The organism is Kouleothrix sp. (assembly GCF_046328425.1).
Lineage (GTDB): Bacteria > Chloroflexota > Chloroflexia > Chloroflexales > Roseiflexaceae > Kouleothrix.
The window spans coordinates 118,054-139,168 of the sequence record NZ_JAXLWP010000012.1; the positions used below are offsets into that span (position 1 = coordinate 118,054).

Genomic DNA, 21,115 nt, shown 5'->3' on the forward strand with positions numbered 1-21,115 from the left:
CTTGTGCATCTCTGTGTGCAGTTTTTCCGCGCAGAGTGCGGGAAAATCGCACACGATACAAAGATAGAGTACCGCTCTGCCAAAGCTGAGCGCGCCAACTGCGCAAGCCCTAGTTTTATCAATCTGTGTCGTCTGTGTAATCTGTGGATAGCTACAGGTGCCATTCTATGGCCGACGCCACCTCCCGCGCGCTAGCGCACCTCGACGCCGACGGCATGCTGGCGTTTCTGGCCGAGCTGGTGCGCACGCCCAGCGTATTTCTGCCGGGCATGCCAGGCGCGAACGAAGAGCGCGCCGCGCGGCTCGTGCACGGCCTGTTGAGCGAGTGGGGGCTGCGCCCGCTGTGGGACGAGGTGGCGCCCGGGCGGCCAAACGTGATCGCCGACCTGCCCGGCCGCCTGGGCGGCGGCCCGATGCTGATCTTCGAGGGCCACACCGATGTCGTCACGCCGGGCGACCGCGCGGCCTGGCGCTACGACCCATTTGGCGCTGTGGTCGAGGGCCGGCGCATGTACGGCCGCGGCACCGCCGATATGAAGGCCGGCGTGGCGGCGATGCTGTTCGCGGTGCGCGCGCTCCAGATGGCCGGCGCGCCCTTCGCCGGACGCATCCGCCTGCTCGTTCCAGTGGATGAAGAAGGCTTGATGCTGGGTATCAAGCACATCGTCGCGCGTGGCCATGCCGATGGCGCGGCGGGCGCGATCATCTGCGAGCCCGAGGAGCGCGAGGTGTGCGTGGCGCACAAGGGTTCGCTGCGGCTGCGCCTGCTGGCCTATGGCCGGATCGCCCACGGCGCCATGCCCGAAGAAGGCGTGAACGCGCTCGCCGCGATGGTGCGCCTGCTGGCGCGGATCATCGAGCTCGAGGCCCGGCAGCAGGCCGAGCACGGCACGCACCCGCTGCTCGGCAAGCCGTATATCACCCCGACGATCGCCCGCGCGCCGCTGAGCGGCGACGCCAGCCAGATCAACTGCCTGCCCGACCAGTGCGATGCCTTTCTCGACATCCGCAGCCTGCCGAGCCAGCGCCACGCCGAGCTGATCGCGCGCATCGAGGCGATCATGGCCGAGCTGTGCGGCGAGTTTCCGGCGTATCGCTATGCCGTCGAGGTGGTCGACGACCGGCCCGCCACCGAGATCGCCGCCGATCATCCGCTGGTGCGCGCGGTGGCCGGCGCGCACGGCCGCGTGTACGGCGCCGCCCCGGCGTACGGCGGCGTGCCCGGCGCCACCGATGGCGTCATCCTCGCGCGCGACCGCCAGATCCCGGTGGTGGTGTATGGCCCCGGCAATAAGCGCATCCCGCACCAGCCCGACGAGTTCGTCGACCTCGACGAGGTTGTGCAAGCTGCGCGAGTGTACGTGGCGGCCGCGCTGGCGTTTTTCGAGAGCACGTAGTTGGCAGTCTGATTACCAGGAGCAACGCTATGTCTCTGCAAAAAGTCACCATCCCCGCGCTTCAGGCCCGCAAGGGCAAGCAGAAGTTCACCATGCTCACCGCCTACGATGCTCCATTTGCCCGGCTCGTCGACGAGGCCGGGATCGACGTGATCCTGGTAGGCGACTCGCTCGGCGCCGTGGTGCTGGGCTACGGCGGCACCGCCCCCGTGACGATGGACGAGATGATCCACCACGCCAAGGCGGTGGGCCGCACCGCCAGGCACGCGCTGCTGGTGGGCGACATGCCGTTTATGTCGTACCAGGCCGATACCGCCGAGGCCGTGCGCAACGCCGGCCGGCATATCAAAGAGGCTGGCATGGACTGCGTGAAGCTCGAAGGCAGCGCCAAGCAGGCCCCGATCGCGCGCGCAATCGTCGACGCCGGCATCGCCGTGATCGGCCATATTGGCCTCACGCTCCAGACGGCCGCCAGCCTCGGCGGCGTGGTGGTGCAAGGCGGTGGCAGCGCCGACGCGGCGCGGCGCATCCTCGACGACGCGCTGGCCATGGAGGCCGCCGGCTGCTGGGCCGTGCTGATGGAGGCGGTTCCGGCCGACCTGGGCGCGCTGATCACCCGCAGGCTCAAGGTGCCGACGATCGGCATTGGCGCGGGGCCGGCCTGCGATGGCCAGGTGCTGCTGACCCACGAGATGCTCGGGCTGTTCCCTGGCCTGGGCCTGCCCTGGGGCAACCGCTACCTCGACGCCGGCGCTCTCATGAGCCAGGCGATCCGCCAGTATGCCGACGATATCCACGGCGGCACGTTCCCTGGCCCTGAAAATAGCTTTCCGCTCGACCCCTCGATCCTGCGCGAGCTTGAGGGCTGAGACCTGCGCCGGTGAAGCGTATGAAGATTGCGATTATTGGCGCGGGCGCGATGGGCAGCCTGCTCGGGTTCTACCTGTGCGAGCGCGCCGAAGTCTGGCTGCTTGACCCCTGGCAGGCCCACGTCGACGCGATCAACGCCGAGGGGCTGCGGCGCGAGCTGGGCGGCGAGCTGGCGACGCGCCACCCGCACGCTACCGCCGACGCGTCGGCGATTGGCCCGTGCGACTTCGCGCTGGTGCTGGTGAAAGCTGCGCAGACTGGCTGGGCCGCCGAGCAGGCGCGACAGCTGCTGAGAACCGGGCAGCAAGAACCAGGGCCCGAAACGCTCATCTCGCACGACGACATGCTTGGTGCTCAGCTCTCGGCTCTTGGCACCGGTACGGTGGTCGTTACGCTGCAGAATGGTGTCGGCAACCGCGAGCAGCTGGCCGCCGCGCTGGGCGGCGGCCGAGTAGGCCAGGGCGTCACGGCGCTAGGCGCCACGCTGCTCGGGCCAGGGCAGGTGCGCCACGCCGGCCAGGGTGCCACAATCTTCGGCGCCGCGCCCAGCCGCCCGGCAATGCGCGCGCTGGCCGAGCTGTTTGGCGCCTGTGGGCTGCCCGCCGAGCTTGCCGACGATCTCGACGCGCTGGTATGGGGCAAGCTGGTGGTGAACGTGGGCATCAACGCGCTTACGGCGCTGCTGCGCGTGCCCAATGGCGCACTGGCCGAGCTGCCTGCCGCGCGCGAGCTGCTGGCGGCGGCGGTGGCCGAGGCGGCGGCGGTGGCCCGCGCGCGCGGCACCGCGCTGCCCTACGCCGATCCATTGGCGCACGTGCTGGCGGTGGCACAGGCCACTGCGGCGAATCGCTCGTCGATGCTACAAGATGTGCTGCGCGGCAGCCCGACCGAGATCGCCACAATCAATGGCGCGGTCGTGCGCGAAGGCGCCCGCCTGGGCGTGCCCACGCCGGTGAACCAGGCGCTGACCCTGCTTGTGCAGGCGCTGGACGCAAGCCCCGCCGCGCGGATTTGACGACAGGAGAGCCATGAACGCTCGCCGGCCATTTTACTACCGCGAGACTGCAGGTATTCGCATCAGCGTGCGGCCGCAGTTTTTGCCCGAGCAGTCGCTTCCGGCGCTGGGGCGCTACGTGTTCGCGTATTTTATTCGCATCGAAAATGTGAGCCAGCGCATTGTTCAGCTACTCGCGCGCCACTGGCACATCCACGACTCGATCGGCGAAGAGTATGAGGTCGCCGGCGAAGGCGTGATCGGCCGCCAGCCGGTGCTCGCCCCCGGCGCCGTTCACGAGTACAACAGCTTCTGCATTCTCAAATCGCCCGCCGGCCATATGCACGGTACGTATCGCTTCCTCGGCCCCGAAAACGCGTATTTCGACGCGTATATCCCCCGCTTCGACCTCTTGGCCGGCGAGTAGCGGCACGCGCATCCTTTGGTGCGCATAGCTTAACCCTGCCTGTCCCTCCGTGCACTATAGTTTTAGAAACTCGGAACGTCCAAATCATCCCGCTTGGTGGGGGCGCGGGGCGGCTTTGCCGCCCCCGAGATGCTCTTTTCGCACTGTGGCAGAGCCGCCGCTCTGCCACAGCGCGAAAAACGAATACCTTACAAAAGGGACTGCCATGATGACAAAGCGCGAACGCCTGGCCGCCGCGCTCGCCGGCGAGCCGACCGACCGGCCGCTGGTGGCGCTCTGGCGTCACTTCCCGGCCGACGACGCCGACCCCGAGCAGCTGGCGCTGTCGACTCTGGCGTTTCAAACCCAGTACGATTGGGATTTCATCAAGCTGACGCCGAGCAGCGAGTACAGTGTGGCTGGCTGGGGCTGCCGCGCGGCGTATCGCGGCCACCCCGAGGGCGTCAGCGAATATCTCGAGCGCGCGGTTACGGCGCCTGCCGATTGGGCGCGCTTGCCCGTGCTCGATGTATACGGCGGCGCCTTGGGACGCTGCCTGGCGGCCATCCGCACCACTCGCCAGCTGGCCGGCCCCGATATCCCTATCCTCGCTACGGTGTTTGGCCCATTGGCCCAGGCCAAGAATCTGGTGGGCGGCGGCCTCGACCTAGTGCACCTGCGCGAGCATCGCCAGCAGTTTCTGGCTGGCCTCGAAGTAATCGCCGAGACAACCGTGCGCTTTGTGGTGGCCGCGCTCGAGGCCGGCGCCGACGGGATCTTCTATGCCGTGCAGCGCGCCTCGGCCGAGTGTATGAGCGAAGCCGAGTACCTGCAGGTCGGCCGCCCGCTCGATCTGCACGTGCTTGAGGCCGCGCAGGGCGCCAGCTTCAACCTGCTGCACCTGCACGGCCACCACACCTTTTTCGACCTCGTGGCCGACTACCCGGTGCACGCGCTTAACTGGCACGACCGCGAAACCGGCCCTAGCCTGGCCGAGGGCGCGCGGCGCTTTCCTGGCCTGGTCGTTGGCGGCCTGAGCCAGCAGGATCTGGTCGAAGGCTCGCCCGAGAGCGTGCGCGCGCAGGCGCTCGCCGCAGTCGCCTCGCTGGGGGCGCGCCCGCTGTGCCTCTCGACCGGCTGCGTGGCGCCGACAGTGGCGCCGTGGGGCAATATGCGCGCGCTGCGCTCGGCTGCGCACTACGGCTAGCTTTACATATTATTTCTCTCGTTTCGGTTGACAGCTACGCACCTGCGCTATTTGGCTTCCTAAAGCGACAAGATAGAGCCTGCGGCAGACTTCTGTGTACGTTTTTCCGCGCGGAGCGCGGAAAAACGTACACGATAGAGTTAGGATAGGAGCGCTCTGCCGAAGGCAGAGCACGCCAACTGCGCAAGCCCTGCTGGCTAATCGGGCTGCTTGCGAATATTATCGCCGGCCGCCCAGCCCTCGCGCCCGTCGACGGCGCGCACGCGCCACCAGGGGTGCCCATCGGCGGCGCGTGGGCCTTCAAGCAGCGTCAGCTGCGTCCCCGGCGCCAGCAGGCTCAGCACCTTCCCGCTCAGGCTGGGCTTGTCGCGCAGGCGCAGCGGCAGCCCGCCGGCCCGCTGCACAAACGCCGTGTCGCCCACGTGCAGCGTGTCGTCGGGCGGCGGGTTGATCGTGCCACTGGCAATGCCACGAATGGTCGTGAGCGAGGGCGCGAATGCGTACAGCGCGCCGCTGGTGTTCACAAAGCGCTGGAAGCTCAGCGCGGTGTCGGGCCGGCCGTCGCGGTGGAACGTGCAGCTGGCGTCGTCGGCGTCGCCGATCACCGGGTCGGGGCCGTCGCCGGGCTGCTGGAAGAAGTTATTGTTCGCCCACGTCTGCTGCAAGAACTCGAACTGGTTTTCGATGCTGGCCTGAAACACATTGAACAGCAGGCCGCGCTCGCCGTCGAGGCCGTGGCCCGCGCCGGCGGCCGGGTCGAATGGCGCGCCAAACGGGATCCCCCGGCGCATGATCCTGTGGCTGCGGTCGCCGAAGCCGCTGTTGCGCGGGTACATTTTGCGAATATGCGCGAAGCGCGGCGTCTTGAAGCCGTTGGCGTCGTCGTCGTAGTTGAAGTCGTTGCGGTTGCCCTGCTCGCCGCTCACGCTTGAATCTTGCTCGGGGGCGTGTGCCAGCGGCGTGCCGCTGCGCCAGCGGCCCACCAGCTTGGCGGCCATCTGCTCGGCGTGCAGGCGCATTGGGTCGTTCGCGGCCAGCGATTGCGCGTTGGCGGTCACCTGCGCCCACCAGCCCGGCACATCCTGGCTGAGCCGGCGGAACACCTGGAATGAGCCGTTGGCCATCCAGCCGGGGATGCTCGCCGGCGTGCCGCTCTCGTCGGCCTGGCCAAGAATAAACTCGCCGGCGGCGATCATCTCGGTGCCGGGGTGGCCCAGCCGCTCGTTCGGGTTGGTTGGCTCGGCCGGGTGGAAGCCGCGCACCCCCGGCTGCGAGACGCCGTCTTTGAAGCCGAAGTGCTCGTGGCCGGCGCGCTCGCCCGGCAGCGTCTCGCCACGCTGCTCGAACACCAGCACATGGCCGTGCTGCGAGAGCAGCGCGCGCTGGCGGTCGATCTCCAGCTGCAGGTCGCCGGGGTCGTCGGCGGCGATCGTCAGCACCGCGTCGATCTGCGGCTGGCCTGGCCCGCCGAAGAGCCAGCGCTCGGGCGCGCTCAGGCCGCGGTCGCGCAGGTCGGCGGCGCGTGCGGCCGCGCCCTGGTCGAATGCTGTGAAGCGCTGGATGTCGCCGCCTAGCCCTGGCACGAGCTTGCGCAGGCCGGTGGCGCTGAGGCCAATGTTCACCCAGGTGGCCTTCAGCGCCTGCGGGTCGTCGCCGCCGGTGGCGCGCCGCGCCGCGCTGAACTGGTCGTTGAACGCGGCCACCTGGCGCGTGGTGGCGATGCGCGGCGCCAGGTCGCCCAGCCAGGCCCGGCCCTTCGCGGCATTGGTCAGCTGGATGAACAGAAACGTCTGGAAGTCCTTGTTGAAGCCGGCTAGAATATTGCCCTGGATCTCGTCCGACGTGCGCAGCGGCAGCGTATCGGCGGCCTGGGCGGCAGAGCGCGGGGGCATTGGCTTGCTCCTTGCGGGCGCTCGCGGCGAGCTTCCCGCGTATCGTCGCTTCCCAATAACATCCGTATAAACGACGCCTGGCGCCTGTTTGGGGTTTCGCGGCCGAAACAGAACCTCTCTTCCCCATTTGATCGCTTTCTTTTCGGTATGCCCTGCCCGGCAAAGCCGGGCAGGGCATATAAAAATTCGGGGGCGGCATTGCCGCCCCCGAACCTCCACCATACAGCAAGTGATCAGCCGGATTTGGTATGAGAGGTATTGGCCCTAGTACTTGGGGATCGACGGGTCGACGTCGTCGGACCAGCGCAGGATTCCGCCGGTCATGTTCTTGACCTTGCGGAAGCCGGCGGCCTTGAGCATATCGACGGCCCGGCCGCTGCGCACGCCGCTGCGGCAGTACACCACCATCTCGCGCGCGGTGTCGAGCTCGTTCATGCGCCCCTGCAGCTCGTTCACCGAGATGCGCGTGGCGCCTGGCAGGTGGCCGATCTCCCACTCGTTCGGCTCGCGCACGTCCAGCAGAAACGGCGGGTCGGCGCGGCCGAGCCACGCGGCCACCTCGGCCGGCGTGATCTCTTCGGACGCCAGCTTGGCCGGCTCGGGCACGATCCCGCAGAACTGGTCGTAGTCGATCAGCTCGGTGACGCTGGGGTGCTCGCCGCACACCGGGCAGAGCGGGTTGCGGCGCAGCTTCAGCTCGCGGAAGCGCATCGAAAGCGCGTCGTACAGCATCAGTCGGCCGATCAGCGTTTCGCCAATGCCGGCCAGCAGCTTGAGCGCCTCGGTGGCCTGGATGGTGCCGATCACGCCAGGCAGCACGCCCAGCACCCCGCCCTCGGCGCAGCTCGGCACCAGGCCGGGCGGCGGCGGCTCAGGGTACAGGCAGCGGTAGCACGGCCCGCCATCCTTCGGCGAGAACACCGTGGCCTGGCCTTCGAAGCGAAAGATCGAGCCGTAGACATTCGGCTTGCCCAGCATCACGCTGGCGTCGTTGGTCAGGTAGCGCGTCGGGAAGTTGTCGGTGCCGTCGACGATCACATCATACGGCCGCATGATCTCGAGCGCGTTCTCCGAGCTGATCTGCGTCTCGTAGGTCGTTACCTCGACATTCGGGTTCAGGTCGGCCAGGCGCCGCTTGGCCGACTCGGTCTTGCGTACGCCGAGCGTGCCGGTGCCGTGCACGATCTGGCGCTGCAGGTTGCTCTCGTCGACTACGTCGAAGTCGACCAGGCCAATGTGGCCAACGCCCGCTGCCGCCAGGTACAGCGCCAGCGGCGACCCGAGGCCGCCTGTGCCGATCAGCAGCACGCTGCCCTGCTTGACGCGGCGCTGCCCGGCCATGCCGAACTCAGGCAGGATCAAGTGGCGCGAGTAGCGGCTGATCTCTTCGTTGGAAAGTATGGTGTTTGACATTGAATAACCTTTATTTTCACCACAGAGGCGCGGAGGACACAGAGGTTTCAAACATACAGAGCTTCTGTGCTCTCTGTGTCTCCGTGGTTAATTTCCACCCGCGATCGCCGGGATAATGCTGATCGTTTCGCCGTCGGGCACGTCCGTGTCGGGGCCTTGCAGGTAGCGAATGTCTTCGTCGCCAACGTAGATGTTCACAAAGCTGCGCAGCTGCCCGCTCTCGCCATACAGCTGCTTGCCGAGCGCGGGGTGCTGCTCGACGAGCTGGCCAAGCAGCTGGCCGACCGTGCCGGATTCGAGCGCGACGCTGCCGTTCCCGCCGGCATACTGGCGCAGCGCGGTGGGGATCGAGATGGTTACTGCCATGTACTACTCCTGTGTCCTTACATCAGGGCGAAGCAGTCGCCCATCACTCTGCTGGCCTGCCCAAGAGCGACTGCTTCGCTCCTGCCGTTCTAGATGCACTCTTCGGCAATAAAGCGCGCGCCGTCTTCGCTCAGCAGCCAGCTTGTCAGCTCGGCGGCCTGCCCATCGCGCACGCTCTGGATCAGAAACGAAAAACTCGTGCCGCCGCCCACGCCCTGCGCGCCGACGCGGTCGCGCTCGGAGGGGATGGCCGGGTGATCGGGGTGCGAGTGATAGCAGCCGACGATGTCGAGGCCCTGGGCGCGCGCCGCGCGGTCGGCTTTGATGTAGTCGCGCGGGTCGAGGTAGAACCGGTCGCGCAGCGAGTGCTCGTGCTCGGCGTCGGTCAGGCCCACCTCGGCGCTCCAGGTATTCGGCGCGCGGTAGATCTCGGTCACGTGCTTGGCGCCGCCCACCAGCCGGCCGACGAGCAGGCCCACGCACTCGTGCGGGTAGCTCTGCGCGGCGTGCTGCTCGATGGCGGCGCGGGCGGTGTCGGATAGTGTGATCATAGTATGCTGCTTGGCCCTATCGATTCAGATCAGATGCCGTCGCCGGCCTCGCACTGCGCCTCGGCGTCCCAGAAGCGGTCGCTCAGGTATTTGGCGGCCCCATCGCACAGGATCGTCACCACCACACCGCGCTCAAGCGTGCGCGCCACGCGCAGCGCCGCGGCCACGTTAGCCGCCGCCGAGATGCCGACCATCAGGCCCTCGAGGCGTGCCAGGCAGCGCGCCATATCGAAGGCTTCCTCGCTGCTGACCTCAACTGTCGCGTCGGCCAGCGTGGCGTCGTAGATCCCCGGAACGAACACGGTGGTTGGCAGGTGTTTTACGCCTTCAAGCGCGTGGTATGGCCCATCGGGCTGCACGGCCAGCAGCCGCACCGCCGGGTTTTCGGCGCGCAGGCGCCGGCCGGCGCCGGTGAAGGTGCCGCAGGTGCCCAGCGCCGCGACGAAATGCGACACGCGGCCGTCGGTCTGCGCCCAGATCTCGGCGCCGGTGGTATCGTAGTGCGATTGAATATTCGCCGGGTTATTATACTGGTCGGGGTAAAAGTAGCGGTCGGGCTGCTCGGCCACCAGCGCGCGGATGGCGCGAACTGCGCCGTCGGTACCCTCAAGCGGGTCGGTCAGGATCAGCTCGGCGCCGAGGGCGCGCAGGATGCGCTTGCGCTCGGGGCTGGCGTTGGATGGCAGGGCCAGCGTCACGCGGTAGCCCAGCGCCGCGCCGATCGTGGCGTAGGCGATGCCCGTGTTGCCGCTGGTGGCGTCGGCGATGCGCACGCCGCGCCGCAGCTTGCCGCTACGCTCGCCATCGCGGATCATGAACAGCGCCGGGCGGTCTTTCACCGAGCCGCCGGGGTTATACCACTCGGCTTTGGCGTACACCGCCACGCCGGCCGGCAGGTCCGGGGCGATGCGCGCGAGGCGCAAGAGCGGCGTATTGCCCACCAGGCTGGTCAGCGAGGCGCGCCGGTCGATCTGAGCTTGTGTGAGGTCGATGTTCATAGCAGCAGGCAGGAGTCGGGCATCAGGAGGCAGCGTATCTCATGGCTCCTGCCTCGGCTGATCCAGCTCGGCCCGAACTTTGTCCGTTCGATACTTCGTGATCGCGGCTTTCAGCGTGCCGAGCGCCAGCGTGGCACAGCGCGGGCGCGTGCTCACCACCTCGCGCCCGAGGATGTCGATCATGTCGTTGAAGTCCAGGGTGTCGATTTCGGCCAGCGGCTTGTCGCTGGCCATCTCGGTCAGGATCGACGCGGCGGCCTGGCTGATAGTGCAGCCGCTGCCCTCGAACGCCACGCGCTCGATCGCCTGGGCGGCGTCGTTCACCTTGAGGTAGATTGTCACGACGTCGCCGCAGCCGGGGTTGCCGCCCGGCATGGTCACGTCGACTGGCTCGAAGGCGCCGTTGTTGCGCGGGTTTTCGTAATGGTCGAGTAGAAATTCGATGGCTTCCTGGCGATCCACGTATTCCTCCGAGTTTTGAATTCAGGGTTTTGAGGTTTGAGCTGCGATAGCCCAGCTCAAACCTCAAATCGCAAAACTCAAAACTTTAGGCATGCTTCAGTTCACAGGTTCGGCTTGCCACAGTGAGCTGAAACGCTGGTTTGAGCCCTGCCTTAGCCCTGGTAGCTCTTTTCGATCGGCAGCCCCACGCCATTGCCCCACTCGGTCCAGCTGCCGTCGTAGTTGCGCACTTTCGGGTAGCCCAGCAGGTACGTCAGCACGAACCAGGTGTGGCTCGAGCGCTCGCCGATGCGGCAGTAGGCGATCACATCTTTGTCGGGCGTGATGCCCTTGCCGCCATACAGCGCCTGCAGCTCTTCTATTGGCTTGAAGGTGCTGTCGGCCTGCACCGCCTGGGCCCACGGGATGCTCGCCGCGGTGGGGATGTGGCCGCCGCGCAGCGTGCCTTCCTGCGGGTACTCGGGCATATGCGTGCGCTCGCCGCTGTACTCCTGCGGGCTGCGTACATCCACCAGGGCCGTGCCGCTCTGCTTGATGTGCTCGCGCACCTGGTCGCGGAAGGCGCGGATCGCCGTGTCGTCGCGCTCGGGCGCGGTGTAGCTGCCCGCCGGGTAGCTCGGCACCTGGCGCGTCAGCTCGCGGCCTTCGGCGATCCACTTGGCGCGCCCGCCGTTCAGGATGCGCGCGTCGGCGTGGCCGAACAGCTTGAACACCCAGAGCGCGTAGGTTGCCCACCAGTTGTTCTTGTCGCCATAGAATACCACAGTTGTGTCGTTGCTGATACCCTTGGCGGCCAGCAGCTGCTCGAAACGCGCTTTGTCGAGGTAGTCGCGTACCACCGGGTCGTTCAGGTCGGCCACCCAGTCGATCTTGACGGCGCCGGGGATGTGCCCCTGGTCGTACAGCAGAATATCTTCGTTGCTTTCGACCAACCGTACGTTCGGGTCATCCAGGTGGTCGGCAACCCACGCCGTGTCGACAAGCACCTCGGGATGTGCGTATTCGGCCATCGCAAACCTCCTTCTGTGTATTCTGAAGTAGACTGTTCAAGATACTCAACTATTCTACTTCGGAGTTCGCGATGCGTCAAGAAAGCCGCCGGCGCGGCTCATGCCGCGACCTCGATCAGCACGTCGTCGCCGGCGACGCGCACCGGGAATGTTGCGATCGGCTCGTAGGCCGGCAGCGAGAGCACCGCGCCGCTGGCGATATCGAAGCGCGCGCCGTGCAGCGGGCACTCGATCGTGCAGTCGTCGGGGTCGAGCCAGCCCTCAGAGAGGTAGGCGTGCTCGTGCGAGCAGATGTCGGTGGTGGCGTAGACTGTCGCGCCGGCGCGGTACACGGCAATGCGCCGGCCGGCGTACTCAAACGCGGCCACGCCGGTCTCGGGCAGCTCGCCGAGCGTTGTTATTTTCACGAAAGGCATAGTGCAAACCAGCGTTTCAGTTCGTCGCGCCGAAGGCGGGGGCGCGCCAGGCCGCGCCCGTACCGTGCAAGCCAGAACTCTCGATCACAGCCCAAGCGCGGCCAGCAGGCGGTCGGGCTCGTCTTCCAGCCAGGCCGTACTCTCGCCGCCGCCGCTGATCACCAGCACCGAGGCGATCGGCGGCACGAAGATAATATCGACCATCCCGTCGTCGGTTACGAGGCCGATCCGGTCGAGCTTGCCGGTGCGCACTTTCACCCACAGCCGCAGCGACATAATCCCGATCTTGGCGATCGTCGGCGCGGCGTGCTCAAACGCCGCGCTGCTGGCCCACAGGCACTGGCCGTTGAGGGCGCACAGTGCCGCCGCCTCAATCGCCGGCCGCTCGCGCATTGCCGCGCGGATATGCTGGCCCGCCTGCGCCACCAGGGCTGGCGTCAGCGCTATTTGGTTCGTCACAGCCATAGGGCCACTCCTGATCAATACAGCGAATGGATGCGCGGCGCGATCGGCAGCCGGCCCTATACACTATACGACGTGTAGGAGCCATTGGTCAATGCCATGGGCGAAAAAGGGCGCGCGGCCGGGCGAAACCCGTATGCCGCACGCCACTTGCCGCCATGTCGCAGGCACTGCCGCCCTACCCGACCGAGCCCTCCATTTCGAGCTGGATGAGCCGGTTGAGCTCGACGGCATACTCCATCGGCAGCTCGCGGGTGAACGGCTCCATGAAGCCCAGCACAATCATCGAGAGCGCCTCGCTCTCGGGCAGGCCGCGGCTCATCAGGTAGAACAGCTGCTCGGCGCCGATCCGGCCGACGGTCGCCTCGTGCGCCAGCGTGCAGCGATCCTCCTCGATCTCGATAAACGGGATCGTATCCGACGCCGAGCGGTCGTCCAAGATCAGCGCGTCGCAGTTGACGTTGATCTTCGCGCCGGTGGCGCCGGGCGCGACTTTCGCCAGGCCGCGGTAGGTGGTCTTGCCGCCGTCCTTCGACACCGACTTGTTGGTGATCCGGCTGGTGGTGTCCGGCGCGATATGCACCATCTTGGCGCCGGCGTCCTGGTGCTGGCCCTTGCCGGCGTACGCCACCGACAGCACCTCGCCCTTGGCGCCACGGCCCATCAGGTACACCGATGGGTACTTCATGGTCAGGCGCGAGCCGATATTGCCGTCGACCCACTCCATGCTGGCTTCCTCGTAGGCCACCGCGCGCTTGGTGACGAGGTTGAAGATGTTGTTGGCCCAGTTCTGGATGGTGGTGTAGCGGCACTTGCCGCCCTTGTTGACGATGATCTCGACCACGGCGGAGTGCAGCGAGTTGGTGCTGTACACCGGCGCGGTGCAGCCCTCGATATAGTGCACCGACGCGCCCTCTTCGACGATAATCAGCGTGCGCTCGAACTGGCCCATGTTCTCGGCGTTGATCCGGAAGTAGGCCTGCAGCGGGATGTCGACATGCACGCCCTTCGGCACATACACGAACGACCCACCCGACCACACTGCGGTGTTCAGCGCGGCGTACTTGTTGTCGGCCGAGGGGATGATTGTGCCGAAGTACTTCTTGAAGATCTCGGGGTACTCGCGCAGGCCGGTGTCGGTGTCGAGGAAGATCACGCCGAGCTTCTGCCACTCTTCGCGCAGCGAGTGGTACACCACCTCGGATTCGTACTGCGCGCCGACGCCGGCCAGGAACTTGCGCTCGGCCTCGGGGATGCCCAGCTTCTCGAAGGTGTTCTTGATCTCGCTTGGCACCGCGTCCCAGTCGGTCTGCGGTTTCTCGCCGGCGCGCACGAAGTAGTGAATGTTCTCGTAGTCGAGCTCGGCCAGCTCGGGGTTGGCCCAGTTGCCCTTCAGCGGAACCGGCTTTTTATTGAAGATCTCGAGCGCCTGCAGGCGCCGTCGCAGCATCCACTCCGGCTCGTTTTTCATGCCCGAGAGCTCGCGCACGACCTTCTCATTCACGCCTTTGCCCGATTTGAAGACGTAGTTCTCTTCATCGCGGAAGCCATACTTGGTGTAATCAAACTGCAGGTTGGTGGCTTGAACTGCCATTATTGTGTCCTCCTCCTGATTGGATGAGCGATCAGGATCTATCTATGTACACGGGTTGCGCAGCCGCCTGCGCCGCCGGCCGATGCAGCCTGCGGCGGCAAGGCACCTACTCGCTTCTGTGCTGGGATGTTGGCGCTCTGCGCCACCCAGCTACTCGAGATCCCCGCTGTCTTCGAGATCGTTGGCGTGCGCGCCGATATACTCATACACTCCGGATTTCAGCGTCTTGAGGGCCAGCAGCGCGCACTTAATACGTACGGGATTTTTGTCGAGCGGGATGCCGATCAGGTCGAGCATGTCATCTTTCGAGAAGGCGCGCACTTCGTCGAGCGTCTTGCCTTTGATCTCGTCGGTGAGCAGCGAGGCCGCCGCCTGGCTGATCGCGCAGCCGCGCCCTTGGAAGCGGATGTCGGCCACCGCACCGTCGGCCACCTGCACGTCGATGCGGATGCGGTCGCCGCAGAGTGGGTTGCTGTCTTCATGCGAGATATCGGCCGCCGCCAGCGTGCCGGCGTTGTGCGGGTGCTTGTAGTGCTCGAGGATAACCTCGCGGTACATGTCGTCCATATGTGCCTCAGGGTACAGGGTACAGGGTATAGGGTACAGGGTACGTCGAAACACAACAACCGAGCGCTGCACAGCGCCGCGACGCCTTGCATTGCTGTCACCTGTCACCTATCACCTAACTAGGCGAATAGCCGCTTTGCCTTCTCCAGCCCGGCCGCCAGCCGGTCGACCTCTTCCGGGATATTATACAGGTAGAACGAGGCCCGTGCCGTGGCTGGGATGTCGAGCAGATCGTGCAGCGGCTGGCAGCAGTGGTGCCCGGCGCGCACGGCCACGCCCTCGCCGTCGAGCACCGCCGCGATGTCGTGCGGGTGCACGCCGTCGAGCGTGAAGCTCACCGCCGCGCCGCGCGCCGCCAGGTCCTGCGGCCCGTAGATCTGCAGACCTTCGACCTCGGACAGGCGCTCGAGCGCGTAGCCGGCGAGGTGCTGTTCGTGCGCGAAGATCTTGTCCATGCCCAGGCCAGCCAGGAAGTCGATGGCTTCGCCCAGCGCAATCGCCTCGCCGATCGCCGGCGTGCCGGCCTCAAAGCGCGCCGGGATGTCGGCGTACGTGGTTTCGCGCAGCGTCACGGTGCGGATCATCGAGCCACCGCCGAGGAACGGCGTCATGGCCTCGAGCACCTGCCGGCGGCCCCACAGCACGCCGATGCCGGTAGGCCCGCACATCTTGTGGCCGCTGAAGGCCAGGAAATCGGCGCCCAGGTCGTGCACATTCACCGGCATGTGCGGCACGCTCTGCGCGCCGTCCACCAGCACCAGCGCCCCGGCGTCGTGGGCGCGCGCGGCGATCTCGCGCACCGGGTTGATCGTGCCGAGCACGTTCGACTGCTGCGTCAGCGCCACCAGCTTCACGCCGGCCAGCTTGCGGTCGAGGTCGTCGAGCGCCAGGCGGCCATCGCCGTCGATCGGCAGGAACTCGAGCTGTGCGCCGCTGCGCTGGGCCAGCTGCTGCCAGGGCACCAGGTTCGAGTGGTGCTCCATCACCGTCAGCAGGATCCGGTCGCCCGCGCGCACATTCGCGTCGCCCCAGGCGCGCGCCACCAGGTTGATCGCCTCGGTGGTATTGCGCGTGAACACGATCTCTTTCGGGCTGTGGGCGCCGACAAAGCGCGCCACCTTGCCGCGCGCCCGCTCGAAGGCGAAGGTTGCCTCTTCGCTGAGCTTGTAGACGCCGCGGTGCACATTCGCATTGTAGCGCCGATAGTACTCTTCGAGGCAGGCGATCACCTGGCGCGGCTTCTGCGACGAAGCCCCGCTATCGAGAAATGCCAGCGGCTTGCCGTTCACCTGCTGCTGCAGGATCGGGAACTCGCGCCGCAGTGCCAGCACATCGAACAGGCTGAATGTGTTGCTAATCATGCGTCGTTATACCATCTGTAGCTGATCGCTCTATTAGCTCTGGGCCTTTGGCTATCTAAATCTTCGCTTCAATGATCGCGGCCGCGCGCTCGCGCAGCTCGTCGAGCGGGATGCGGTCGAGCACTGGCTCGAAAAAGCCCGTGACGATCATATGCACGGCCTCGGCGCGGCCAATGCCGCGCGACTGCATATAGAACAGCATCTCGTCGTCGATCTGGCCGCTGGTCGAGGCGTGGCCGGCGCGCTGCACGTCGTTGGTGTCGATCATCAGGCCGGGGATCGAGTCGTTGCGCGCCTGCGGGCTGAGATGCAGCGCGTGCTCTTCGAGCCGCGAGATCGTGCCACGGCTGTTTTTCTCGATCTTGATCATGCCGTCGAACACCGCGTAGCCGGTGTCTTTCACCACGGTTTTGAAGTCCATGTGGCCTTCGGTATTTACGCCGGCGTGCCGCAGCCACGGCGCGGTCAGCAGGTTCTGGCTGCCGTCGCACAGCGTGGCGGCGCCCCACTGCACATTCGCGCCATTGCCCTCGAGGCTGGTCTCGGCTTCGACGTGCTGCACCTGGCCGCCGAGGTTCACCGCCACCCACTCGAGGCTGGCGTTGTTGCCGACGCGGGCGCGCTGCGCGCCGATGTGGTACACGCCCTTGCCCCAGGTCTGCACGGTCACAAACCGCACGCTGGCGTCGTCGCCCACGAACAGCTCGGTGACCGGGCTGGCCAGCGCCGGCGCGCCCGCGTCGGGCGAGCTGAATTCCTCGATAAACGTCAGGCGCGCGCCTGCTTCGACGATGATCAGGTTGTGCGGAAAGGTAGCCTGGCCCTCGCCCAGCGTGAGCACTGCGTGCAGCGGCGCTTCGATCTGCGCGCCCCTGGGCACGTACAGAAACACGCCATCTTGCCAGAGCGCAGTGTGCAGCGCGCGGAACTTGTGCTCGAGCGGCGCGACCGCGCTGCCGAGGTACTGCTGCACCAGCGCCGGGTGGTCGCGCAGTGCGGCCGCCAGCGTGGTGAAGATCACGCCCTGCGCGGCCAGGCTGGCGTCCCATTGCACCGCAGTGGCGCCCGGCCCCAGCGGCGGCGACAGCTCGTCGGCGCTGAAACCCGCGAGGTTGGTGCGCTTCCAGAACGGCGGCACGCTCTCGGCAAAGGCGCGCCAGGCGTCGACCCGCCGCTCGATCAGCCAGGCGGGCTCGCCGGCGGCGTGCGCGGCATCGGCGATCTCGGCGTCGGTCAGCGCGGAGAGTTTCGGTAGGTAGTTCATAGCTTTTGGCAGCCGGCAGTCGGCAGTCGGCAGTCGGCAGTCAGTCAAGCGCGCTAAGCTTCAGCGCAGACTGCGTCCCGCCTTCTGATCACTGCTGGCTGGTTACTTCCTCCCGGATGAAATCGTAGCCCTTCTCCTCCAGCTCGAGCGCCAGCTCGGGGCCGCCGTCGCGCACCACCCGGCCGTCCATCAGCACCGACACAAAGTGCGGCTTGATGTAGTTCAGCAGGCGTTGGTAGTGCGTGATCACCAGCACGCCCATCTCGGGCTGCTCGCCGTAGAGCGTGTTCACGCCCTGCGAGACGATCTTGAGCGCGTCGATGTCCAGGCCCGAGTCGGTCTCGTCCATGATCGCCATGGTCGGCTTGAGCATGGCCATCTGCAAGATCTCGATGCGCTTCTTCTCGCCGCCCGAAAAGCCCTCGTTCAGGTAGCGGCGCACGAAGCTCTCGTCGATCTCGAGCGCGGCGATCTTTTCGCGCAGCTCTTTGCGGAACTGGGCCACCGGGATCGAGGTGGCCTTCGGGTCTTTGCCTTCTTCGGCGCGGTGCGCGTTGATCGCTGAGCGCAGGAAGTTCGCCACGGTAACGCCGGGGATGGCCACCGGGTACTGGAACGCCAGGAACAGGCCCAGCTTTGAGCGCTCGTCGGCCTCGAGCTCGAGGATGTTCTGGCCCTGGTACCACACCTCGCCGCCGGTGACGGTGTAGCCGGGGTGGCCCATCAGGGTGTAGGCCAGCGTGCTCTTGCCGCTGCCGTTCGGCCCCATGATCGCGTGGATCGAGCCGGCTTTGACTGTTAGGTTCAGGCCCTTGAGGATCTCTTTATCCTCGACGTTGACGCGGAGGCCTTTGATAACCAGATCGCTGTTCATTTGCTATCCTTTTATTCCTGCTGTTGCTATGCATTCAGGAGCCAGGCGTCTGCGTTATTGTAGCTCCTGGCTCCTGCCTTCCGGCTCCTGGACAACCGCGAAGTGGCAGCTGCGCTTGCCGTCGCGGATGGTTTCTTCCAGCACAATCTGCTCGCCCAGCACCTGCTCGACCATGCGGCGCTCCATGATGCACACGCCGGCGTGCTCCTGGGCGACATCGAAATACGGGCAGGCGAACAGCCGGAAGCCTTCGCCGGATGGCTGCACTTCGACGGGAATGCCGCGCTGCTCGAGCGCCGCCCGCAGCGCCACCAGCCGATCCGGCAGGCCGTCGCCGGCTACCTGGCCGCGGTACTCCTCGGCCAGGCGCGCACCCACAGCGTCGAGCAGCGTCTGCAGCCGCGCCGGGCCTTCCTGGCTGGCGATCTCGCGCAGCAGCATAGTAGTGAGCGTGTCGTACTCTTTGGGGAACAGGTTGTGCGCCTCGGCGCTCAGCGAGTAGGCCGCGTGCGGCCGGCCCGGCCCCTGCCGCACCAGCCGCGTCGTCACAAGGTCGCGCGCTTGCAGGTGCGTCAGGTGCTCGCGTACGGCGGTGGTGCTGATGCCCAGCAGCTCTTCGAGATCCTTGACCGTCGCCTCGCCGCGGCGGTGCAGAAAATCGAGAATTTTCCCGGCCGGCGACTCGGGCGCGTAGATCGTTCCTGGCATGGCTTGGCTCCTGTTTGCTAGGGCCGAAGTATACCGCACTATGATGCTATTGTCAATAAAAACAGGAAAAACTGTTTAAATCGCAAAGTGGCAAGAATGGCGCGACAGCACGCCAAAAATACGGTACACTACATTCAAGGGAACGGCGCCCGTCATCACTTACAGCGTACGCCGTGCCGACGATCGAACTCGTGCCCGCAGCCAAAGGTAGTGTATGCAGCGTCTCTCGCGCTTTATTGCGTTTGGGTATATCGCGCTTTGCCTGGCGGTGCTGGCCGGCACCTTTGCGCTTGGCCCGCTGGGCTACGCGCCGCTGCCGCTGGTGGCCGCGCCGGTGCGCCAGCCGGTGGTGCTGACGATCTGGTATGGCAGCGAGAAGAAAGAGTGGCTCGATGCCGCGCGCCAGCGCTTTCTCGCGTCGAACCCATCGGTGAACGGCCGGCCCATCCAGATCCAGCTCCAGAGCCTGGGCTCGCGCGAGATCGCCGAGCGCCTGCTGAACCAGGATTGGCGCGGCGCGGCCCCACCAACCGTGGTGTCGCCCGCCAGCGCTCTGTGGCTCGATGCGCTGAACGCACCGATCGTGCGCGCCGGCGCCGACGCGCCGCGCTCGCTGGTGCTGAGCCCGCTGGTGCTGGTGGGCTGGGAGCAGCGCGCGCAAGCGCTGTGGCCGCGCGGCCCGGCCGATTTCTGGAAGGATCTGCAGGCCGCGCTGGCCAACGACGCCGGCTGGCAGGCGCTTGGCGGCCAGCAAAGCTGGGGGCTGGTGAAGTTCGGCCACACCTCGCCGCTAAGCTCGAACAGCGGCGCCCAGGCGCTGATCCTGCTGGCGTATGGCTTCTACGGCAAGAGCAGCGGGCTTTCGGCGGCCGACGTGGGCAACCCCGCGCTGGCCAGCTGGCTGCGCCCGGTTGAGGCCGCCGTGCCAAGCTTCAGCGACAGCACCGCCGCGCTCATGGACGATATTGTGCGCGCGGGGCCGGCGAAGTACGACTTCGGCGTGGTGTACGAGAACCTGGCGCTGCAGAATATGGACGCGGCGCGCCAGCGCCAGGGCCAGGCGCTGCATATCTACTACCCGCCTGCGACGATCCTGAGCGATCACCCGTACGCCCTGGTCGACGGCGCGTGGGTTCAGGCCGACGAGCGTGCCGCTGCGGCGCGCTTCCGCGATTACCTGCTCGGCCGCGAGGCTCAGCAGCTGGCGCTGCGCTACGGCTTCCGCCCGGCCGACCCAGGCGTGTCGATCGCCGACGCCAGCCCCGATAATCCGTTCGGCAAGTACGCGGCGAATGGCGCGAGTGCTGCGATCGGCGCGCAGGCCGAGACGCCCCCGGCCGACGTGCTGAACGCGCTGCTGGGGTTGTGGCAGAGCAAGTTCAAACGCTGAGAGGCTTCTCGATGGGCAACACTGTTCCCGCCTATGGCGTGGCCGCTCGCCGCCCGCTGGCGCTGCTGGTGCTGCTGGTGGCGCTGGCGGCCGGTGCCACGCTGGCGCTGTGGCTGCTGCCGCTGGGCCTGCTGGCCTACGCGGCGATCGTGTTTCTGCTGGCGCGCGACCCCGACGTGCTCGCGCTGGCCCAGCGCCCGGCACGGCCGCGACTTTCGAGCCAGACATTCCGCGCCTACCTGAGCGCGATCGAGCGCTCGCAGCAAGAGATCGGCCGGAGCGTGGCGCAGGCCAGCGGCCCGCTGGGCCGCCTGCTCGTGCCGATCGACAACCAGACGCGCGAGCTGGTGGCCGAGGCGTATGTGCTGTGCGACAAAGGCCAGGTGATCGAAACCTACCTGGCGGGCAGCAACCAGCGCGCGCTGCAAGATCAGATCAACGCGCTCGACCGGCAGATCAGCGCCACGCAGGATGCCTATACCCGCCAGCAGATGCAGCAGACCCGCCAGGCGCTGATCGAGCGCCAGGCCAACGCCCGCGACCTCGAGACGTTTATTGGCCGGATCGTCGCGCAGCTGCAGAATATCTCGGCCAACCTCGACAACGTGCTGGCCGAGACGGTGCGCCTGCGCACCGCCGACGCAGCCAGCGCCGACACCGCCACCAACCAGGTCGCGCAGCGCCTGAGCGACCTCAAGGCCGATATGGACGCGTTTCAGCAGGTGCTCGATACCGCGATCACCCAGACCGGCGCGGCCCCAGCCGGTTAGAACCTGCCTGAGAGATTGTCTGAGAAGTAACCACCAAACACAAAGACACCACGCTCGAGTATGTCGTGTTGGTGCTTTTCAGCGTATGAGCGCTTGGTGCCTTGGTGCCTTGGTGGTACACTGGCTTTTCAAATAGCCCATGA

22 protein-coding genes are annotated in these 21,115 nt (G+C 66.5%); 7 read left to right on the forward strand and 15 right to left on the reverse strand.

Features of this window, described 5'->3' with window-relative positions; all coding sequences use genetic code 11:
- Positions 1–167: 167 nt before the first annotated feature.
- The 5 genes from U0177_RS12930 (at position 168) to U0177_RS12950 (ending at position 4,874) form a co-directional block, all read left to right on the forward strand.
- Complete coding sequence (locus U0177_RS12930; RefSeq protein WP_409571050.1) at positions 168–1,397, forward strand: M20 family metallopeptidase; 1,230 nt, start codon at positions 168–170, stop codon at positions 1,395–1,397.
- A gap of 29 nt (positions 1,398–1,426) precedes the next feature.
- Positions 1,427–2,266: a 3-methyl-2-oxobutanoate hydroxymethyltransferase gene (panB, locus tag U0177_RS12935; RefSeq protein ID WP_409571051.1), complete on the forward strand. Its 840-nt coding sequence runs from the start codon at positions 1,427–1,429 to the stop codon at positions 2,264–2,266.
- 20 nt (positions 2,267–2,286) lie between these two features.
- Positions 2,287–3,282 (forward strand): ketopantoate reductase family protein, encoded by a 996-nt coding sequence (locus U0177_RS12940; RefSeq protein ID WP_409571052.1) that lies wholly within the window; start codon positions 2,287–2,289, stop codon positions 3,280–3,282.
- Positions 3,283–3,295: 13 nt separating this feature from the next.
- Positions 3,296–3,688 (forward strand): Co2+/Mg2+ efflux protein ApaG, encoded by a 393-nt coding sequence (apaG, locus tag U0177_RS12945; protein ID WP_409571053.1) that lies wholly within the window; start codon positions 3,296–3,298, stop codon positions 3,686–3,688.
- Positions 3,689–3,893: 205 nt separating this feature from the next.
- Positions 3,894–4,874, forward strand: a complete 981-nt coding sequence (locus U0177_RS12950; protein WP_409571054.1) for a uroporphyrinogen decarboxylase family protein — start codon at positions 3,894–3,896, stop codon at positions 4,872–4,874.
- Between the two features lie 197 nt (positions 4,875–5,071).
- Here U0177_RS12950 and U0177_RS12955 read toward each other — a convergent pair whose 3' ends face one another.
- The 15 genes from U0177_RS12955 to U0177_RS13025 all read right to left on the reverse strand — a co-directional run bounded on the left by U0177_RS12955 (position 5,072) and on the right by U0177_RS13025 (position 18,812).
- Positions 5,072–6,766, reverse strand: a complete 1,695-nt coding sequence (locus tag U0177_RS12955; protein WP_409571055.1) for a Dyp-type peroxidase — start codon at positions 6,764–6,766, stop codon at positions 5,072–5,074.
- A 264-nt stretch (positions 6,767–7,030) separates the two neighbouring features.
- Positions 7,031–8,179 carry a molybdopterin-synthase adenylyltransferase MoeB gene (gene moeB / locus U0177_RS12960; RefSeq protein ID WP_409571056.1) on the reverse strand — a complete coding sequence of 383 codons (1,149 nt, stop codon included), beginning with the start codon at positions 8,177–8,179 and terminating at the stop codon, positions 7,031–7,033.
- An 87-nt stretch (positions 8,180–8,266) separates the two neighbouring features.
- Positions 8,267–8,545: a MoaD/ThiS family protein gene (locus tag U0177_RS12965; RefSeq protein ID WP_409571057.1), complete on the reverse strand. Its 279-nt coding sequence runs from the start codon at positions 8,543–8,545 to the stop codon at positions 8,267–8,269.
- Positions 8,546–8,634: 89 nt separating this feature from the next.
- On the reverse strand, positions 8,635–9,096 hold the full coding sequence (locus tag U0177_RS12970) for a M67 family metallopeptidase (protein ID WP_409571058.1): 462 nt from the start codon (positions 9,094–9,096) through the stop codon (positions 8,635–8,637).
- A 29-nt stretch (positions 9,097–9,125) separates the two neighbouring features.
- Entirely contained in the window at positions 9,126–10,094 is a 969-nt protein-coding gene (locus U0177_RS12975; RefSeq protein ID WP_409571059.1) for a PLP-dependent cysteine synthase family protein, read from the reverse strand.
- A 39-nt stretch (positions 10,095–10,133) separates the two neighbouring features.
- Positions 10,134–10,556, reverse strand: a complete 423-nt coding sequence (locus U0177_RS12980; protein ID WP_409571060.1) for an iron-sulfur cluster assembly scaffold protein — start codon at positions 10,554–10,556, stop codon at positions 10,134–10,136.
- 152 nt (positions 10,557–10,708) lie between these two features.
- Complete coding sequence (locus U0177_RS12985; protein WP_409571061.1) at positions 10,709–11,566, reverse strand: sulfurtransferase; 858 nt, start codon at positions 11,564–11,566, stop codon at positions 10,709–10,711.
- Positions 11,567–11,664: 98 nt separating this feature from the next.
- A complete protein-coding gene (locus U0177_RS12990; protein ID WP_409571062.1) occupies positions 11,665–11,982 on the reverse strand; it encodes a non-heme iron oxygenase ferredoxin subunit in 318 nt (105 codons plus the stop codon).
- 84 nt (positions 11,983–12,066) lie between these two features.
- Entirely contained in the window at positions 12,067–12,447 is a 381-nt protein-coding gene (locus U0177_RS12995; protein ID WP_409571063.1) for a hypothetical protein, read from the reverse strand.
- Between the two features lie 175 nt (positions 12,448–12,622).
- A complete protein-coding gene (sufB, locus tag U0177_RS13000) occupies positions 12,623–14,038 on the reverse strand; it encodes a Fe-S cluster assembly protein SufB (RefSeq protein ID WP_409571064.1) in 1,416 nt (471 codons plus the stop codon).
- Positions 14,039–14,188: 150 nt separating this feature from the next.
- Entirely contained in the window at positions 14,189–14,605 is a 417-nt protein-coding gene (gene sufU, locus U0177_RS13005) for a Fe-S cluster assembly sulfur transfer protein SufU (RefSeq protein WP_409571065.1), read from the reverse strand.
- Between the two features lie 119 nt (positions 14,606–14,724).
- Positions 14,725–15,966 carry a cysteine desulfurase gene (locus U0177_RS13010; protein WP_409571066.1) on the reverse strand — a complete coding sequence of 414 codons (1,242 nt, stop codon included), beginning with the start codon at positions 15,964–15,966 and terminating at the stop codon, positions 14,725–14,727.
- A 55-nt stretch (positions 15,967–16,021) separates the two neighbouring features.
- Positions 16,022–17,230, reverse strand: coding sequence for a Fe-S cluster assembly protein SufD (gene sufD, locus U0177_RS13015; protein ID WP_409571067.1), 1,209 nt, complete (start codon positions 17,228–17,230; stop codon positions 16,022–16,024).
- 88 nt (positions 17,231–17,318) lie between these two features.
- Positions 17,319–18,104, reverse strand: a complete 786-nt coding sequence (gene sufC, locus U0177_RS13020) for a Fe-S cluster assembly ATPase SufC (RefSeq protein ID WP_409571068.1) — start codon at positions 18,102–18,104, stop codon at positions 17,319–17,321.
- A gap of 54 nt (positions 18,105–18,158) precedes the next feature.
- Positions 18,159–18,812, reverse strand: a complete 654-nt coding sequence (locus tag U0177_RS13025) for a helix-turn-helix transcriptional regulator (protein WP_409571069.1) — start codon at positions 18,810–18,812, stop codon at positions 18,159–18,161.
- Positions 18,813–19,026: 214 nt separating this feature from the next.
- On the opposite strand from U0177_RS13025, the gene U0177_RS13030 reads away from it, so the two are divergent.
- Both U0177_RS13030 and U0177_RS13035 read left to right on the forward strand, forming a co-directional pair.
- Positions 19,027–20,202: a substrate-binding domain-containing protein gene (locus U0177_RS13030; protein WP_409571070.1), complete on the forward strand. Its 1,176-nt coding sequence runs from the start codon at positions 19,027–19,029 to the stop codon at positions 20,200–20,202.
- A gap of 11 nt (positions 20,203–20,213) precedes the next feature.
- Positions 20,214–20,972, forward strand: a complete 759-nt coding sequence (locus U0177_RS13035) for a hypothetical protein (RefSeq protein ID WP_409571071.1) — start codon at positions 20,214–20,216, stop codon at positions 20,970–20,972.
- Positions 20,973–21,115 lie beyond the last annotated feature (143 nt).

Excerpts from the sequence above, each read along its gene's own strand:
- U0177_RS12930 (WP_409571050.1), top strand. The coding sequence starts at position 168 with ATGGCCGACGCCACCTCCCGCGCGCTAGCGCACCTCGACGCCGACGGC.
- panB (WP_409571051.1), top strand. The coding sequence starts at position 1,427 with ATGTCTCTGCAAAAAGTCACCATCCCCGCGCTTCAGGCCCGCAAGGGC.
- U0177_RS12940 (WP_409571052.1), top strand. The coding sequence starts at position 2,287 with ATGAAGATTGCGATTATTGGCGCGGGCGCGATGGGCAGCCTGCTCGGG.
- apaG (WP_409571053.1), top strand. The coding sequence starts at position 3,296 with ATGAACGCTCGCCGGCCATTTTACTACCGCGAGACTGCAGGTATTCGC.
- U0177_RS12950 (WP_409571054.1), top strand. The coding sequence starts at position 3,894 with ATGATGACAAAGCGCGAACGCCTGGCCGCCGCGCTCGCCGGCGAGCCG.
- U0177_RS12955 (WP_409571055.1), bottom strand. The coding sequence starts at position 6,766 with ATGCCCCCGCGCTCTGCCGCCCAGGCCGCCGATACGCTGCCGCTGCGC.
- moeB (WP_409571056.1), bottom strand. The coding sequence starts at position 8,179 with ATGTCAAACACCATACTTTCCAACGAAGAGATCAGCCGCTACTCGCGC.
- U0177_RS12965 (WP_409571057.1), bottom strand. The coding sequence starts at position 8,545 with ATGGCAGTAACCATCTCGATCCCCACCGCGCTGCGCCAGTATGCCGGC.
- U0177_RS12970 (WP_409571058.1), bottom strand. The coding sequence starts at position 9,096 with ATGATCACACTATCCGACACCGCCCGCGCCGCCATCGAGCAGCACGCC.
- U0177_RS12975 (WP_409571059.1), bottom strand. The coding sequence starts at position 10,094 with ATGAACATCGACCTCACACAAGCTCAGATCGACCGGCGCGCCTCGCTG.
- U0177_RS12985 (WP_409571061.1), bottom strand. The coding sequence starts at position 11,566 with ATGGCCGAATACGCACATCCCGAGGTGCTTGTCGACACGGCGTGGGTT.
- U0177_RS12990 (WP_409571062.1), bottom strand. The coding sequence starts at position 11,982 with ATGCCTTTCGTGAAAATAACAACGCTCGGCGAGCTGCCCGAGACCGGC.
- U0177_RS12995 (WP_409571063.1), bottom strand. The coding sequence starts at position 12,447 with ATGGCTGTGACGAACCAAATAGCGCTGACGCCAGCCCTGGTGGCGCAG.
- sufB (WP_409571064.1), bottom strand. The coding sequence starts at position 14,038 with ATGGCAGTTCAAGCCACCAACCTGCAGTTTGATTACACCAAGTATGGC.
- sufU (WP_409571065.1), bottom strand. The coding sequence starts at position 14,605 with ATGGACGACATGTACCGCGAGGTTATCCTCGAGCACTACAAGCACCCG.
- U0177_RS13010 (WP_409571066.1), bottom strand. The coding sequence starts at position 15,966 with ATGATTAGCAACACATTCAGCCTGTTCGATGTGCTGGCACTGCGGCGC.
- sufD (WP_409571067.1), bottom strand. The coding sequence starts at position 17,230 with ATGAACTACCTACCGAAACTCTCCGCGCTGACCGACGCCGAGATCGCC.
- sufC (WP_409571068.1), bottom strand. The coding sequence starts at position 18,104 with ATGAACAGCGATCTGGTTATCAAAGGCCTCCGCGTCAACGTCGAGGAT.
- U0177_RS13025 (WP_409571069.1), bottom strand. The coding sequence starts at position 18,812 with ATGCCAGGAACGATCTACGCGCCCGAGTCGCCGGCCGGGAAAATTCTC.
- U0177_RS13030 (WP_409571070.1), top strand. The coding sequence starts at position 19,027 with ATGCAGCGTCTCTCGCGCTTTATTGCGTTTGGGTATATCGCGCTTTGC.
- U0177_RS13035 (WP_409571071.1), top strand. The coding sequence starts at position 20,214 with ATGGGCAACACTGTTCCCGCCTATGGCGTGGCCGCTCGCCGCCCGCTG.